General features: G+C 69.3%; 11 protein-coding genes and 2 pseudogenes. 6 read left to right on the forward strand and 7 right to left on the reverse strand.

Annotated features, from left to right (window positions below):
- Positions 1–31: 31 nt before the first annotated feature.
- The 4 genes from OHA58_RS06600 to OHA58_RS06615 all read right to left on the reverse strand — a co-directional run bounded on the left by OHA58_RS06600 (position 32) and on the right by OHA58_RS06615 (position 3,995).
- A complete protein-coding gene (locus OHA58_RS06600) occupies positions 32–769 on the reverse strand; it encodes a YoaK family protein (protein ID WP_405477315.1) in 738 nt (245 codons plus the stop codon).
- Positions 750–1,274 (reverse strand): DoxX family protein, encoded by a 525-nt coding sequence (locus OHA58_RS06605; protein ID WP_405477317.1) that lies wholly within the window; start codon positions 1,272–1,274, stop codon positions 750–752. The genes OHA58_RS06600 and OHA58_RS06605 overlap by 20 nt, the downstream gene beginning before the upstream one ends.
- A 46-nt stretch (positions 1,275–1,320) precedes the next feature.
- Positions 1,321–1,983: a hydrolase gene (locus tag OHA58_RS06610; RefSeq protein WP_405477319.1), complete on the reverse strand. Its 663-nt coding sequence runs from the start codon at positions 1,981–1,983 to the stop codon at positions 1,321–1,323.
- Between the two features lie 131 nt (positions 1,984–2,114).
- Entirely contained in the window at positions 2,115–3,995 is a 1,881-nt protein-coding gene (locus tag OHA58_RS06615; protein WP_405484820.1) for an amidohydrolase, read from the reverse strand.
- Between the two features lie 331 nt (positions 3,996–4,326).
- Here OHA58_RS06615 and OHA58_RS06620 point away from each other — a divergent pair, with 331 nt between their 5' ends.
- Positions 4,327–5,298 carry an alpha/beta hydrolase gene (locus tag OHA58_RS06620; RefSeq protein WP_405477321.1) on the forward strand — a complete coding sequence of 324 codons (972 nt, stop codon included), beginning with the start codon at positions 4,327–4,329 and terminating at the stop codon, positions 5,296–5,298.
- Positions 5,299–5,352: 54 nt separating this feature from the next.
- Positions 5,353–6,075 carry an alpha/beta fold hydrolase gene (locus OHA58_RS06625; protein WP_405477323.1) on the forward strand — a complete coding sequence of 241 codons (723 nt, stop codon included), beginning with the start codon at positions 5,353–5,355 and terminating at the stop codon, positions 6,073–6,075.
- 108 nt (positions 6,076–6,183) lie between these two features.
- On the opposite strand, the gene OHA58_RS06630 is transcribed toward OHA58_RS06625, so the two are convergent.
- Positions 6,184–7,311 (reverse strand): low temperature requirement protein A, encoded by a 1,128-nt coding sequence (locus OHA58_RS06630; protein ID WP_405477325.1) that lies wholly within the window; start codon positions 7,309–7,311, stop codon positions 6,184–6,186.
- A 53-nt stretch (positions 7,312–7,364) separates the two neighbouring features.
- Complete coding sequence (locus OHA58_RS06635) at positions 7,365–8,732, reverse strand: dihydrolipoyl dehydrogenase family protein (protein ID WP_405477327.1); 1,368 nt, start codon at positions 8,730–8,732, stop codon at positions 7,365–7,367.
- A gap of 243 nt (positions 8,733–8,975) precedes the next feature.
- On the opposite strand from OHA58_RS06635, the gene OHA58_RS06640 reads away from it, so the two are divergent.
- The 3 genes and pseudogenes from OHA58_RS06640 to OHA58_RS06650 all read left to right on the forward strand — a co-directional run.
- On the forward strand, positions 8,976–9,554 hold the full coding sequence (locus tag OHA58_RS06640; protein WP_405477329.1) for a Dps family protein: 579 nt from the start codon (positions 8,976–8,978) through the stop codon (positions 9,552–9,554).
- Positions 9,555–9,645: 91 nt separating this feature from the next.
- Positions 9,646–10,551, forward strand: a complete 906-nt coding sequence (locus OHA58_RS06645; protein ID WP_405477331.1) for a LysR family transcriptional regulator — start codon at positions 9,646–9,648, stop codon at positions 10,549–10,551.
- A 536-nt stretch (positions 10,552–11,087) separates the two neighbouring features.
- Positions 11,088–11,279, forward strand: a pseudogene (locus OHA58_RS06650) (CorA family divalent cation transporter); the annotation flags it as partial.
- 27 nt (positions 11,280–11,306) lie between these two features.
- On the opposite strand, the pseudogene OHA58_RS06655 reads toward OHA58_RS06650, so the two are convergent.
- Positions 11,307–13,425 (reverse strand): annotated as a pseudogene (locus OHA58_RS06655) (xanthine dehydrogenase family protein molybdopterin-binding subunit); the annotation flags it as partial.
- Positions 13,426–13,706: 281 nt separating this feature from the next.
- On the opposite strand from OHA58_RS06655, the gene OHA58_RS06660 reads away from it, so the two are divergent.
- Positions 13,707–14,879 (forward strand): RNA-guided endonuclease InsQ/TnpB family protein, encoded by a 1,173-nt coding sequence (locus tag OHA58_RS06660; protein ID WP_405477332.1) that lies wholly within the window; start codon positions 13,707–13,709, stop codon positions 14,877–14,879.
- Positions 14,880–14,979: the final 100 nt, after the last annotated feature.

Here is a 14,979-nt window from a genome sequence, read left to right on the forward strand (position 1 = left end):
GCCGGCCCCTCCTGCGGGGCCGGCGCCGAGTTCACGCCTGCGGCTTGACCCAGGGGGCGTCGGTGGCCGAGAAGCGGTGGGCAGCCGCGGACGTCACCACGACCAATACCAACGTCAGGACCAGGACCAGGACGAGCCCGTTGTGTGCCAGAAACACGGCGCCCGCGACGGCTCCGAGGAATATGGCCAGGACGGACAGGACCCTGCGGCCGGGCCGGGGTGCGGACCCGCCCGCCGTGGTGGAGTCCGCGGCCAGTCCCGTCAGGGTCAGGGTCAACACGGTCGTGGTCAGGTCCGGGACCCCGAGGCGTCTGGCGACCGCGTTCTGCAGCCCCATGGCGAGGCCTAGGAGCACGATCAGGGCGTAACGGACCTCGGTGGTCACGCTGCCGTGCGAGACCGCGGCCGTGATGACCGCCCCGGCGACAAGCAAGGCTTGAAGCACCGTGGCGAAGGTCAGCAGCCGCCCGCGGTGCTCCGCGAACCGGGTGCCGAACCGGCCTCCCGCCAGCGCGCCGACGAGGAACGCGGCCATCGACACGACGGAGGCGAGCACGGACAGGCCGTCGGCACCTGTCAGGGCGAACCCGAGGAACACCACGTTGCCGGTCATGTTAGCGACGAAGACGTGCCCGAGCCCCAGATAGCTGACGGCGTCGACCAGGCCGGTCACCACCGTCAGCGTCAGCATGAGCGGCGGCAACGGACCGTGCCTGTCCCCCTTGGGCGGAGCCAGCGTGCGGGCCGCGTCAGTCAGCAGCTTGCGCATACCGAGTTGATCCTTCCTTGACCGAGGGACGATGCAGCACCGCACGGGTGAGCAGTCCGCTCACCGGGCCGACCACGATGACCACGACCGAGACCCACAGGGGCCAGGGGGTCAGCCCGAGGGCGTGGTCGACCGACCAGCGGCCGGGTCCGGTGAGGGCCAGGGCCACAAAGGACACGACGAGGACCAAGGGGTACTCGTAGCCGTCGTCCTGGACCCAGAGCCCGTTGTGCCATTTGACGGTGCCGGCGACCGTCATCACTCCCATGGCGGCCATCGCCGCCCCGGGAGTGAGCAGACCGGCCGCCAGGAACAGGCCGGCACCGATCTGGCTGCCGCCCGCCGCGAGCGCGGTGAGCCTGCCGCCGCGGAAGCCGTCGTGACGGAACTCCTCGGTTCCGCCCGCCAAGCCGTTGCCGCCGAGGCGGAAACTGACTTTCTGCACTCCGTGCCCGGCGATGAGGAGCCCCGCCACGAGTCGGAGGACCAACAGTCCGGTGTCCATTCGTTCCTGCCTGTTCCTGACGTTTCGTCGATGCTCAGGTGAAGGGTCAGCCGGCCGCGTGGGCGCCGATGACGGCCTGCGCGTAGACCAGGCCGAGGCCGTAGGCCCCGCCGTGCTCCTTCACCACCTCCGTGACGGGGACGTACGTCTCCGTCCGCGCCCAGTCGCGCTGGAGCTCGAGAAGCACCTGCACCCAGGTCACCGGAATCGCGCCGCCCTGGACCATGCGCTGGATGGCGTGCTCGTGCGCCTGCGGGCTGACGCCGCCGGACGCGTCCGTGACGACGTAGACCTCATAGCCCTGGGAGATGGCGGACAGCGCGGGCAGTACGACGCAGACCTCGGTCCACAGCCCGGCGATGACGAGCTTCTTGCGTCCCGTCGCCTTGACGGCCTCGACGAAGTCGATGTCCTCCCAGGCGTTCATCGTGGTGCGGTCGATGATCTTCCGGTCAGGGAAGACGGCTGCCAGCTGGGGCATGATCGGGCCCGAGAAGGACTCGGCGGCCACGGTGCTCAGGACCACCGGGACGTCGAACGTCTTGGCCGCCTTGGCCAGGCCCAAGGTCGAGTTGATGATGGCGGTGCGGTCGCCGCTGCCGGTACCGAAGAACATCTGCGGCTGGTGGTCCACGAACAGCACGGCGCAGTTGTCGGGGGTCAGCAGGTCGGGACTGGGGGCGGCGGTGACTTCGGAGATGTTGACCACGAGAGGGCCTTTCCATGAGTGATGTGAGCGCGGACAGGCGTCCGCCGCTGAGCGAAGCCGTCCGTACGACGGCGAGAGGTGGGGGGGTGTCCCAGGAGGGGCGGTTGGTGACCGGGCCCTCTCCCGGGAGATCAGAGCGAGAAGCAGGGGTCGAAGACCGTGCTCTCGGTGGCCGGGGCGAGACCTCGTCGGGCACGCCACTGCCGGTGCTGCTCCGACTCCGCGACGGCCTGGCCGAGCAACTCGGCCTGGCGGGCGCCCGATGAGCCGATGCCGGGCGTGGGCTGGTATCCACCGAAGTGCGCTACCGGGCTCCACTCGGGACTGATCGGCGGCAGTTCCTCGTCGAGGCCCTCGTACTCGGCGGCGGCGTAGACGATCCGGCCGCCTACGACCGTCAGCAGGGACTCGATGTGCAAGATGTCCGCCTCGGGCACGGCGAAGTAGTCCTCGGACAGGACCGTGAGGTCACCGAGGCAGCCCGGGCGCAGGACGCCCTTGACGCCCTCTTCACCAGTCAGCCGCGCCCCTGCTTCGGTGAACATCGACAGTGCTGTCTGCCGGTCGACGCGATTGTGCGGCGGGCGCATGACCAGGTCGCCGACGGTGCGGCCGGTGATCAGCCAGTGCAGGGCGACCCACGGGTTGTAGGTCGAGACCCGGGTGGCATCAGTGCCGGCTCCGACGGTCAGACCGCGCTCCAGCATGGCCCGGATCGGAGGGGCGTCCGCTGCCGCGCCGGGGCCGTAGCGGCGTACGAACGCCTCGCCCTGGAAGGACAGTCGGTTCTGCACGGACATGGCGCCGTCGAGGGCGGCGATGCGGTCGAGGCTGTCCGCGGAGACTGTCTCCGCATGGTCGAACAGCCACCGGTTTCCGGCCGGGAAGAGTCCTTCCGCGGCCAGCTTCTCGAAGGTCGCGAGATCGCGTCGGATGGTGTCGTCGTAGGTGGCGTGCAGCCGGAATCCCCAGCCGTTCTCCATCAGCAGACGTACGGCCTTCTCAAATTCCTTCTCGTAGCCGAGAGCGAGTTCCGGGCGCGGCTGGGCAAAGTTCTCAAAATCTGCAGCCGCCCAAGTGAGGTTCTCTCCCGCACCGTTGAGGCGGAGCCATTCGTCCCCGTCCTCGGGGCGGGCCATTTCGATCCAGCGGGCGAGGTCATCTATTTCCTGACCGGCTGTCTGAGGGAAAAGGTGATAGGCGATGCGTAGCGACAGTTGACCGGCCTTGGCCAGTTCGACGACCGTGCTGTAGTTGTCGGGGAAATTCTGGAACCCCCCGGCTGCGTCGATCGCCGACGTGAGCCCGAACCTGTTCAGTTCCCGCAGGAAATGGCGGGTGGAGGTCTTCTTGTCCTCACCCTCAAGCACCGGGGCCTTGGCCAGAGTCGAGTAGAGGATCAGGGCGCTCGGGGCGGCCAGGAGCATGCCGGTGGGCTCACCGTCCCGGCCCCGTACGATCTGACCGCCCTTCGGATCGGGGGTGCTCCGGGTGTATCCGGCAGCCTTGAGCGCGGCCCGGTTGAGCACCGCCGACTGGTACAGGTGCAGAACGAACACCGGCGTGTCCGGCGCGGCGGCATTCAACTCGGCGACGGTCGGCAGCCGCCGCTCGGCGAACTGCTCGGCCGACCATCCCCCCACCACCCGGACCCACTGGCCCTTCGGCGTGCGGCCCGCCTGTTCACGCAGCATCGCCAGGCCCTGGCGCAGCGTGCGGACACCGTCCCAGCGCAGCTCAAGGACGTAGTTGAGCCCACCCCGGATGACGTGCAGGTGGGAGTCGTTGAGGCCGGGGATCATCCGGCGGCCGAGAGCGTCGACCACCTTCGTGGCCGGTCCGACATGGCCGGCCACGTCCTTGTCGTCGCCGACGACCGTGATGACGCCGTCCCGTATGGCGATCGCCTCGGCCTGCGGGCGACCCGGGTCTCCGGTGTGGATCTTCGCGTTACGGACAATGACGTCCGCTGCGTCGTCGGTGGCGCTGGGAACCAGCCCACCGACCGGCATCGTGGACACCTTTCGACAACCTCCTGCGGCATGAATCAATGCGTCTACGCGCAACCGAACTGAATTCCGGGCGGGCCTTCTGTGCGATACACGGTCCAAACTCCAGCAGTCCGCAACTGCTTCGGCATCAGGCTATTTCGAGCCGACGCATCCGTATGGCCCGGAAGTGCACAGCATTCGTTCCGACAGCGCACTGCTTCCCATTTCCATACGCTGTGGGATCAACTCTGGTGCACTGACGGTCAATCCCCGCCGCCTACAGGGTTTTAGCGTGGTGATCGACGACCCCGCCGGAGGGACCGGCACATCACATGAAACTGAGGAGACTCACATGTCCGACGTCGTAGAGCCGGTACAGCCGGTGCTGGAGCCGGCCGCAGCTGCATTCGCCGAAGCGACCGCCAATCCGCCCTATCTGTTCGACCTGCCGCCCGCCGAGGGCCGGAAGGCCGTCGACGAGGTGCAGTCCGGCGAGATCGACAAGCCGCAGATCGACGAGGAATGGATCACCGTCTCGGGCGGTCCGACGGGCAGCGTCCGCGCACGCATCGTGCGCCCCGCCGGCGTGGCAGGGACCCTGCCGGTGATCCTCTACATCCACGGCGCGGGCTGGGTGTTCGGCAACGCCCACACCCACGACCGCCTCGTACGCGAACTCGCCGTCGGCGCGAACGCCGCCGTGGTCTTCCCCGAGTACGACCTCTCCCCCGAGGCCCGCTACCCGGTCGCCATCGAGCAGAACTACACGGTCGCGAAGTGGGTCGTCCAGCAGGGCGCGTCCAAGAACCTGGACGGCTCGCGCCTTGCCGTCGCCGGCGACTCCGTCGGCGGCAACATGAGTGCCGCCCTGACCCTGATGGCCAAGGAACGCGGCGACGTCCCGCTCGTGCAGCAGGTGCTGTTCTACCCGGTGACCGACGCGAGCTTCGACACCGGCTCCTACCACCAGTTCGCGGAGGGCTACTTCCTGCGCCGCGACGGTATGCAGTGGTTCTGGGACCAGTACACGACCGACGAGTCCGAACGCGCCCAGATCACCGCCTCCCCGCTGCGCGCCACCATCGAACAGCTCACCAGCCTGCCCCCCGCCCTCGTCATCACCGGCGAGGCCGATGTCCTGCGCGACGAGGGCGAGGCCTACGCCGCCAAGCTCCGCGAAGCCGGCGTCCCCGTCACCGCCGTCCGCTTCCAGGGCATCATCCACGACTTCGTCATGCTCAACGCCCTGCGCGAAACCCACGCGGCCCAAGCCGCCATCACGCTGGCGGCCGACACCCTGCGCACCGCACTGAACACCGCCTGACACCGCTCCACGCCGACCTCTGAAGACCCCCGACAACAGGGAGAACAACCTGACATGACCACGAACCCCACCCCCACCGCTGTTCTCGTGCACGGAGCCTTCGCGGACGCCGCCAGTTGGACCGGGGTCATCGCGGAACTGCAGAACCACGGCATCCCCGTGGTCGCACCGTCGAACCCGCTGCGCGGCCTGGCGTCCGACGCCGCCTACATCGCGTCCGTGGCCGCTGAGATCGACGGTCCTGTGGTGCTCGTCGGCCACTCCTACGGCGGTGCGGTCATCTCGGTGGCAGGCGCCGCGGAGAACGTCGTCGGGCTGGTCTACGTAGCGGCCTATGTCACCGAAGAGGGCGAGAGCCTGGGCGAGTTGCAGGGCCGATTCCCCCTCTCGCCGCTCGCCAGCAACCTGAAGGAGGCGACGTACCCCGCGAACGGATCGGAGCCTGCCGTCGAAGTCACCATCAAGGCCGAGGCGTTCCCGGACATTTTCGCCGCCGACGTCCCGGCCGCCGTCACCAAGGTCCTTGCGGTGGCGCAGCGTCCGCTGGCCGCCTCGGCCTTCACGGAGACGGCCTCGGCCGCCGCGTGGAAGACCAAGCCTTCCTGGGCGCTCGTGGCCGGCGCGGACCAGGCGATCAACCCCGAGGTCGAGCGCTTCGGAGCCAAGCGGGCCGGGGCAACGATCGTCGAGATCGAGGGCGCCTCGCATGCCGTGGCCGTGTCCCGGCCCCAGGAGGTCGCCGAACTGATCCGCGACGCGGTACGCGCGACGAGCTGACAAGGCGGCGGGCGACAGGGCGGCCGCGCGGCGGCACTCATCACACGGTGAGTGCCGCCGCGCGGCCCTTCGGTCCCCGCACAGGGTGAGATCTCACCACGGGCTTCCTCACCGCTGTTCCATCGTCACCACCACGACCAGGACCGCCAGTAGTGCACCGGCGGTGAGGGCAGGTGCGGGGGAGGAAGCGGCCAGCAGGACGCCGACCGCGGTGGCGGGATACGGAATCCGCTCGGCCACGGTTCTCTGATGGGGCCGGAGGTGCACAGCCCAGACGGTGATCAGAAAGACGGCCGCGGGGACGGTGACCGCCGCGCCCGCGGCCCACGGAGAGTCGTCCGTGCGACGCGTGACGTGATCGGCGTACGCGGCCAGGCCAGCTCCCTCGGCGGTCGCCGAAGCGAAGATCAGGTAGTGGCCGTAGGCCCAGGTGAATCTCCTGCGGTGGGCCTGGTGCGTCGTGGCAAGCAGGGTATGCGCGGATCTGGCGAAGTACAGCCACCACATGGCGTAGGCCATGAACAGGCCACCGGCCGCCACCGCGTACAGCGAACCGGTGCCGTGGTGCCGGTCGAAGGCGCCCCGGACCGCGACGGTGGCCGCCGCGATGGACTCTCCGAGGACGATGAGGGTGAACAGTTCGTAGCGCTCGGCAATGTGGCGCGGATGCCATGGGGTCATCCCGGCGGACTGGGCCCACACCGGGACGGACACCTCGGCAACGATCAGCACCACAATCCCCGGCAGCCGTGCCGAGGCCGGGAGACCGAGCAGCCCGACCCAGCCGACCTGACACACTGTCACTCCGGCTGCGAAGCGCAGGGTGGTCGCACGCCGGGAGGGGTTGGACCACGCGGCACGCAGCCACAGGACGGTCAACGCCGTGCGCAGCAGGACGTATCCGACGGTGATGACCCGCAGGTCACCCTCCTCGAACGCGCGCGGAACGCCGGCCGCGATCACGAGCGCCCCGGTGATCTGGACCAACACCGTCAACCGGTACGGGACGTCGTCCGGGTCGTAGGCGGAAGCGAACCAGGTGAAGTTCATCCACGCCCACCAGATGGTGAAGAAGACCAGCGCGAAGCGCAGGACACCGGTGGCGTACTCCCCGTCGCTCAACGCCTTGTGCAGACTCCCGGACGCCTGCGCGACCGCGACGACGAAGCACAGGTCGAAGAGGAGCTCCAGCGATGTGGTGGTCCTGCGCGGCTCTCCGGGGTCGCGGCCCGGCATGGTCCGCCGTCGCCTGGGCGCCGGGGCCGCGTGGGCGACCGGGGGGCGGCGGCTCAGCGGAGGGCTCCGAGCGCGGCCTCGACCGTGCGGTGGAAGGTGGGATACGTGTAGATCATGTGCTGGAGCCGGTCGACGGGTATCTCGGCGTGGACGGCCACGTTCAGTCCGTAGAGCACCTCGCCGCCCGCAGGCCCCGCCGACGTCGCGCCGATCAACACGCCCCGGTCCGCGTCCTCGACAAGCTTGATGAGCCCCCCGTTGCCCGGCCCGTGGATCCAGCCGCGCGTGGACAAGCCGACAGGCACCACACTGGTGCGTACCCGCAGCCCCCGCTCACGCGCCTGCCGCTCCGTCAACCCGACGGCCCCGATCTCCGGATCGGTGAATGTGACGCGGGGCAGCGCCCGGTAGTCGGCGTCGTGACCGGGCTGTCCGAGGATGTCCCTGACGGCGATCTGCGCCTGATACATCGACACATGGGTGAAGGCGCCCCGGCCCGTGATGTCGCCGACCGCCCACAGCCCCTCCCCCGCCCGCATCTGCCCGTCCGTGTGCATGGCTCCCGCCGTTGGATCCAGCCCCACGGTGTCGACCGCCAGCGCGGCCAGGTCGGTGTGGCGCCCGGTGGCGACCAGCAGCCGTTCGGCACGAAGCGGCTCCCCGTCACCCTCGACGCGGACGGTGAACTCGGTGCCGTCGTGGCTGATCTGCCGTGCCCGAGCACCGGTGAGTACGGTGACTCCGTCCGCCCGCAGAACCTCCGTGGCCAGCTCGCCGGCTTCCGGTTCCTCCTGCGACAGCAGCCTGCCCTGCCCCTCGATCACCGTGACGGCGCACTTGAAGCGGGCGAAGGCCTGGGCGAGTTCGACGCCGATGGCGCCCCCGCCGAGCACGATCATCGACTCCGGCAGCTCCTTGGCCGCCATGGCGTCCCTGTTGGTCCAGTACGGCGTTCCCTCAAGGCCCGGCACCGGGGGGATCCGGGGCCGCGTGCCGGTGGCCAGCACGACACCGCGCCGGGCTTCGAACGTTCGGTCGCCGACCGTCACTTGACGCGGTCCGGAGAGACGGCCCTTTCCCCGGACGAGGCGACCGCCCTTGGCCGCGAGACGGTCGGCGGCGACCTGGTCGTTCCAGTCGTCGGTGGCCTCGCCGCGGATACGCCCGGCGACCCTGCCCCAGTCCGGAGTCACGACCGCTTCGCCCGCGAGAGCGGGCACCCGGCCCGCCTCGGCGAGCAGATTCCCTGCCCGGATCATCATCTTGCTGGGCACGCACCCCCAGTACGGACACTCGCCCCCGACGAGTTCCGCCTCGACCCCCACCACGTCAAGGCCGGCTTCGGCCAGCGTGCCCGCGACGTACTCACCGCCCGGACCAAGACCGACGACCACCACGTCCGCCTGCTCATTCACGCTCATGTCTGCCGCTCCTCGTGCCTCGGGCTCCACGGATGTGGGCCGCCGTGCCGACGCTAGATCGGCCGGCCGAAGGCCTGGGCCCGCCAGCGCACGGGCGCTTGCCCGAAAGCGAACTCCTGGCACGGGACACCGCGCACTGTGCGCTGGCGGGCACCAGCGCATGCGCTCGCGGTCAATGCGCCCTGCGTCGGGGCACCTAGCGTCACCCGGGTACGCACAGCACGGCACCACAGGAGGCGCACCATGACCACCACCACCCAGCCCGTGAGCGGCAGCCAGCCGTGGCTGCACCAGAGGGGCAAGGTGATCCAGGAGTTCGGCACCGTCAAGCAGTTCCCGATCGGCCTGTCCTACGAGGCGCGGATGTACTCCTGCCAGCGCCTGAACAAGGTCCTGGCGGACACTCAGATCCTCTACGGCCTGTACAAGAAGCATCACTGGCTGATGCGCGGCGCGACCTTCTACCAACTGCACCTGGTCCTGGACAAGCACGCGGGGGAACAGCTGGAACTCGTCGACACCATCGCCGAACGCGTCCAGTCCCTGGGCGGCGTCGCGGTGGGCGACCCCCGGCACGTCGCCGAGATCACGTCGATCCCGCGGCCTCCGAACGGAGTGGAGGAAGTGCCGGCGATGCTGTCACGGCTCCTTGAAGCCCACGAGACCATCCTCGTCGAGGCCCACGATGCCGCCGCCCGGACCGGTGAGCTGGGTGACGACGGCACCAACGATCTCCTGGTCTCACAGGTGATCAGGACCGGGGAACTGCAGGCCTGGTTCCTGGCCGAGCATCTGGTCGACACCCCCCTCGTCCGCGCCTGAAGGATCGCGCCGGTCCGCATACGATGCAGCAAGGATCGAAGATCGTCGTCTCTGTAGGGGACGGAGCGCGCTGTTTGATCGGGAGCGGATGATGGATCTGCGGCAGATGGAGGTCGTCGTCGCGGTGGCGGAGGCAGGCGGGTTCACCGCGGCGGCGAGGCGGCTGCACGTGGTCCAGTCCGCCGTGTCCAGCACAGTCCGGGGTCTCGAACGTGAGCTGGGCACGCCGTTGTTCGACCGCACGACGCACCGCGTCGCCCTGACACCGGCCGGCGAGGCGTTCGTCCCCGCCGCACGCGCGACGCTCCGCGCCGCCGAACTGGCCCGGGAGGCGGTCGACGCCGTACAGGGGCAGCTAGGTGGGCGGGTGACTGTCGGCACGATGCAGGGGGTCTGGGCGGGTCTCCACCACGCCCTGGCCGCGCTGCGGGCGGAGCACCCAGGTGTGGTCGTCCAACTGAGGCAGGCGGCGGTGGCCGACATCCGGCAGGCGCTGCGCGAGGGCACGGTGGATCTGGCCGTGGTGGCACTCGACCGCCAACAGCAGCGAGGACTGACGACCCGGCTGCTGTCCCGCGAAGAGATGGTGCTGGTGGTGTCGTCCCGGCGGGTCATCGCCGGGACGACACCGAACGGCGAGGTCCGGCTCGCCGACGTCGCCCGCTTGCCCATCGTGGACTTCACACCCGGCTGGGCCATCCGCTACGCGGTCGATCGGGCCTTCCGTGCCGCAGGCGTCGACCGCAGCACGACATTCGAGGTGAACGACATCGTCGCGGCGGCCGAACTGGTCCGCAACGACTTGGGCATCTGCATCATGCCCAAGTCGATCGCGGCCCGCTTCCCCGATCTGCCCCAGTACCGGTTCGACCGGCACGCGCCGAACTGGAAGATCATGGTGGTGAGGCCTCCCGGCGAGGCACCCCCGGCAGTCGCCGCACTGCTGCGACACATCACCCCAGGCGCCAGAAACCTCTGCCAGCCGACGGTCCCTTAACTCTCACGCGTTCTCACACACGCCGCGCCAATAGCACGGCTGTCCTTGCATCACGAGGCCCTGACCTGGCCCCACGCCACCACCCTCGATCAGCTGGACGCTCCTGGACGGTTCTTACGACCTGCGCCATGGGCGCCAGCGGGAAGCTTCTCGCCGGCGCCGCACACCAAGATTCGGACCAGGTACGGACCAACTCGGTTTCGCATTGGGTGACTCAGCGCATTACTACAGGTCAGAAGCAGGTAAAGCCATGTGCCACCAGCAGACGAAGAACCTACTAGCAGGCTCCTTGCCCTACCTGCGGCGGCCACTCAGCGTGCCCACGGCCGCGCCCCAGTTGGGCTGGCTTCCCCCTCGCCAGTGGCCCCAGCGCCGGCCATCTCTGGGGAGAATTTGGGGAGTACGAGCAGCTCTGGGGAGCGCGTGGGGAGAATCGACTACCCAATCGAGCATGATCCTGAAAGAACGCGAAAGAAGGATCAACGCAGGTCAGGCACCTGATCAACCGTATTGCCGCAGGTCAGGGCCACCTGGTAGAGGACTTCAAACGCATCTCCTCATGGGCGGCGATCCTCTTTGCTCCCACACTCGTGGGAACCATCTACGGCATGAACTTCGAGAACATGCCGGAGCTGGGCTGGAGGTTCGGCTACCCCTTCACGATTGGCTTGATGGGCATCGTCTGTGTCGGTTTGTACGTGATTTTCAAGCGCCGGGACTGGCTCTGACCCCTTCCCGGCGCGAGCGGAGTGGTGCCGGTCGAGGGCGAGCCAGACGCGGTCCCGGGTGACCGGCATCTCGGCGAACCGGATTCCGGTGGCGTCGCGCAGCGCGTTGGCGAAGGCGGGGGCGACCGGGTTGAAAGGGCTCTCGCTCATCGACTTGGCGCCGAGCGGGCCGATGGCGTCGGTGGTCTCCATGAAGTGGACTTCGGTGCGCGGGACGTCGGCGTACTGCGGGAGGCGGTAGCGGCGGAACGCGGCGGTCGTGACCTCGCCTCGGTCGTCGACGCGTACCGTCTCGAACAGCGTCGCGCCCAGCGCCTGCGCGACGCCTCCCTCGACCTGGCCGCGGCACTGCATCGGGTTCATGACCTTGCCCGCGTCGGCGGCGTGGACGCTGCGCAGGATGCGAATCTCCCCGGTGTCGGGGTCGACGGCGAGGCGGAACCACTGGGCGTTGAAGGCGACGGAGCGGGGCGAGCCGCCCCAGTGGCCGTCGGCGGCCACCTCGTCCGTCGCGCCCTTCGCCTCGGCCGCCTCGTACAGCTCCTTCAGCGTCACCACCCGGCCCGCGCAGTCGACGGCCTCGGCCCCGAGTACGCACAGGTGGCGGGCGACCCCCGTGTGCCGGGCGGCGAAGGTCCGCAGCCGTTCGGCGAGCGAGCCGGCGGCGAGGAGGACGGCCTTGCCGGCCACCACCGTGCCCGCGGAGCCGAAGGCGCCGGTGTCGTGGCGGACGACGTCGGTGTCGGACTGCCGGACCGTGAGGCGGTCCTTCGGTGGTGTTCAGGGCGCCGGCGGTGATCTGCTTGTGGACGGTGGTGGTGCCGTTGCCGAACTCCGCGGTGCCGACGGCGATGTCGTACGTCCCGTCGGCCAGGAGGGACACGCGGGCGTCGGCGTAGTGCCCGCCGGGCGGGCCGGTCGCGATCATCGCCATGGCCGTGCCCTGCCCGACCAGCCAGCCCTCGGGGGCCTGCTCGGCGCTGGTGTCCTCGGCGATCGCCTTGCGCACGACCCCCAGGCACTGGTCGAGGCCGTACGAGGCGATGTGGAGGTCCTCCTCCTCGCCGATCGGGCTGAGCATGTGCTCGCCGGGGCCGATGATGTTCTTCTCCCGGAAGACCAGCGGGTCCATGCCGAGACGGCGAGCCAGCTCGTCCATGACCGATTCGACGGCGAAGGTGACCTGGCCGAGGCCGTAACCGCGGAAGGCGCCCGCCGGGACGACGTTCGTGTAGACGGAGAACGCGTGGACCTTCTTGTGCGGGGCGCGGTAGACGGCGAACGACTCGCCGACGCTGTGGAACATGACGGCGGGGCCGTGGTTGCCGTAGGCGCCGGTGTTGGAGACGACGCGCATCTGGATCGCGGTCAAAGTGCCGTCGGTGCGGGCGCCGGCCTTGATGCCGATGGTGAAGGGGTGGCGTGTGGTCGCTCCGTAGAACTGCTCCGCGCGTGTGTACTCCAGCTTCACCGGCTGCCGCAGTTTCAGCGCCGCCAGCGTGACGATGTCCTCCGTCAGCATCTCCTGCTTGCCGCCAAAGCCGCCGCCCACGCGCCCGGCGACGACGCGCACCTCGTCCTCGGGCAGCCCGTACAGGGCGCACAGGGCGCGGCGCGTCAGGAACGGGGTCTGGGTGGAGGAGCGGACGGTGAGGCGTTCGCCGGTGCCGTCCTCCTTGGGCTCGAAGTAGGCGACGCAGCCGTGGGTCTCCAGGCTGGCGTGCTGGACGCGCTGCGTGCGGAAGGTCTCCTCGTAGACGACGTCGGCGTCGGCGAAGCCGTCCGCGACGGAGCCGATCTCGCCGTGCACTTCGCCGGCGACGTTGTTCTCCACGCGGGAGATCCGCACCTCGGGGCCCTTGCCCTCGTGGATGACGGGGGCGCCGGGGGCCATCGCCTTCTCAGGGTCGGTGACGTACGGGAGTTGTTCGTAGACGACTTCCACCCGGCGGCAGCCTTCCTCGGCGGCCTGTTCGCTGTCGGCGACCACGGCGGCGACGCGCTGGCCGACGTAGCGGACGGTGTCGTCGAGGACGCGGGTGTCGTCGGGGTCCTCGGTGGGGTGCTCGTGACGGGCCGAGGAGTACAGGTTCTTCGGAGCGTCCTCGTGGGTGAGGACGGCGTGCACGCCGGGCACGCGCAGGGCCGGCCGTCACGCACTTCCTTCACCGTGTTCAGCCTGATCTTGCGAGGAACCGGGCGTTCACGCCTGGGAGGAATCGCATCCGGTGGCAGCGGTGCGGAGTACCGCCGTACCGGGCCGGAGGCGAGAAGGGCCGCGGAGCGGCCTGGTGACTTCCCGGCGGATCCGGGTCCCGCACCGCGGGGCGCAAGGTGGGAGAGAGCGCAGCAGGGCAGGGTCGCTCATTCGGGTGAGGCCAGGGGAACGCGTGGTGGCTCATCGTACGGGTGTGTACGTTCGGTGCTGTGAAGCTGGTAGTGCGGGTCAAGCTCCTGCCGACGCCCGTACAGGCGGCGGCACTTGAGGCGACCCTGCACGCCTGCAATGAGGCTGCCACCTGGGCCGCCGATGTCGCCTTCACCACGAAGGCGATGAAACCCCTGGCCCTGCGCCAGCACACCTACCAGCAGATCAAGACCCGGTGGGGTCTGGGCGCGCAGGCCGCCCAGCACGCGATCAAGAAGACCTGCGACGCCTACACCACGCTGCGCGCCAACCTCCGGAACGGGAACTACGGCAAGCCCGACTCCAAGCGGTACGCGAAGACGGCGGGCAAACCGGTCGCCTTCCGCCCGGACGCGGCGCAGCCCTACGACGACCGGATGCTGTCGTGGCAGCACCATGCCCGGACGGTGTCGATCTGGACGACATCGGGGCGGATGAAGCACGTCGCGTTCACCGGCGAGGCCGGGCAGTTGGAGATGGTGGCCGCGCACCGGCAGGGCGAGTCCGACCTGCTGTGCCAGCGCGGGCAGTGGTACCTGTTGGTGACCTGCGAGATCGCCGAGGCCGCACCAAACACCCACCCGGTGGGGTTTGTCGGGGTGGACCTGGGGATCGTGAACATCGCCACCACCTCCACTGGGAAGCGGCACAGCGGACGCCGCCTCAACCGGCGCCGTGAAGCCGACCGCACGCTGCGCTCCAAGCTGCAGAAGAAGGGCACCAAGTCCGCCAAACGACGGGCGAAGAAGCACGCGGGCAAGGAAGCCCGGCGGGCCCGCGACATCAACCACAAGATCAGCAAGCGCATCGTGGCGGAGGCTCAACGCACCGGTCGCGGGATCGCCCTGGAAGACCTGGGCGGGATTCGTGAGCGGGTCCGGCTGAGGAAGCCCCAGCGCACCACGTTGCACTCCTGGTCCTTCCACCAGCTCGGCACCTTTATTGCCTACAAGGCGAAACGGGCCGGAGTCCCGGTGGTACATATCGATCCGGCGTACACCAGCCGGGAATGCTCGCACTGCCACCATGTCGAGAAGGCCAACCGGCCCACCCAGGCCGTCTTCACCTGCCGGTCGTGCGGCTTCGCTGAGCACGCCGACCGCAACGCGTCCCACAACATCAGCCACCGAGGCTGGTACCAGTGGGTCCGCGGGGCCGAGTCAACGGCCCCTGCCCTCACCCTCATCGCCTGACCGGCGAGATCACAGGGCGTGAGAGCTGGACGCAGCCGGGAGTACCGAAGCCATCGGTGAACCCGAGCAGCAAACCCGGGACTTCAATCCCGGGTAGTTG

The organism is Streptomyces sp. NBC_00009 (assembly GCF_045040855.1).
GTDB classification, from domain to species: domain Bacteria; phylum Actinomycetota; class Actinomycetes; order Streptomycetales; family Streptomycetaceae; genus Streptomyces; species Streptomyces aureus.

Coding starts and splice junctions, on each gene's coding strand:
- OHA58_RS06600 (WP_405477315.1), bottom strand. CDS start 769: ATGCGCAAGCTGCTGACTGACGCGGCCCGCACGCTGGCTCCGCCCAAG.
- OHA58_RS06605 (WP_405477317.1), bottom strand. CDS start 1,274: ATGGACACCGGACTGTTGGTCCTCCGACTCGTGGCGGGGCTCCTCATC.
- OHA58_RS06615 (WP_405484820.1), bottom strand. CDS start 3,995: ATGCCGGTCGGTGGGCTGGTTCCCAGCGCCACCGACGACGCAGCGGAC.
- OHA58_RS06620 (WP_405477321.1), top strand. CDS start 4,327: ATGTCCGACGTCGTAGAGCCGGTACAGCCGGTGCTGGAGCCGGCCGCA.
- OHA58_RS06625 (WP_405477323.1), top strand. CDS start 5,353: ATGACCACGAACCCCACCCCCACCGCTGTTCTCGTGCACGGAGCCTTC.
- OHA58_RS06630 (WP_405477325.1), bottom strand. CDS start 7,311: ATGCCGGGCCGCGACCCCGGAGAGCCGCGCAGGACCACCACATCGCTG.
- OHA58_RS06635 (WP_405477327.1), bottom strand. CDS start 8,732: ATGAGCGTGAATGAGCAGGCGGACGTGGTGGTCGTCGGTCTTGGTCCG.
- OHA58_RS06640 (WP_405477329.1), top strand. CDS start 8,976: ATGACCACCACCACCCAGCCCGTGAGCGGCAGCCAGCCGTGGCTGCAC.
- OHA58_RS06645 (WP_405477331.1), top strand. CDS start 9,646: ATGGATCTGCGGCAGATGGAGGTCGTCGTCGCGGTGGCGGAGGCAGGC.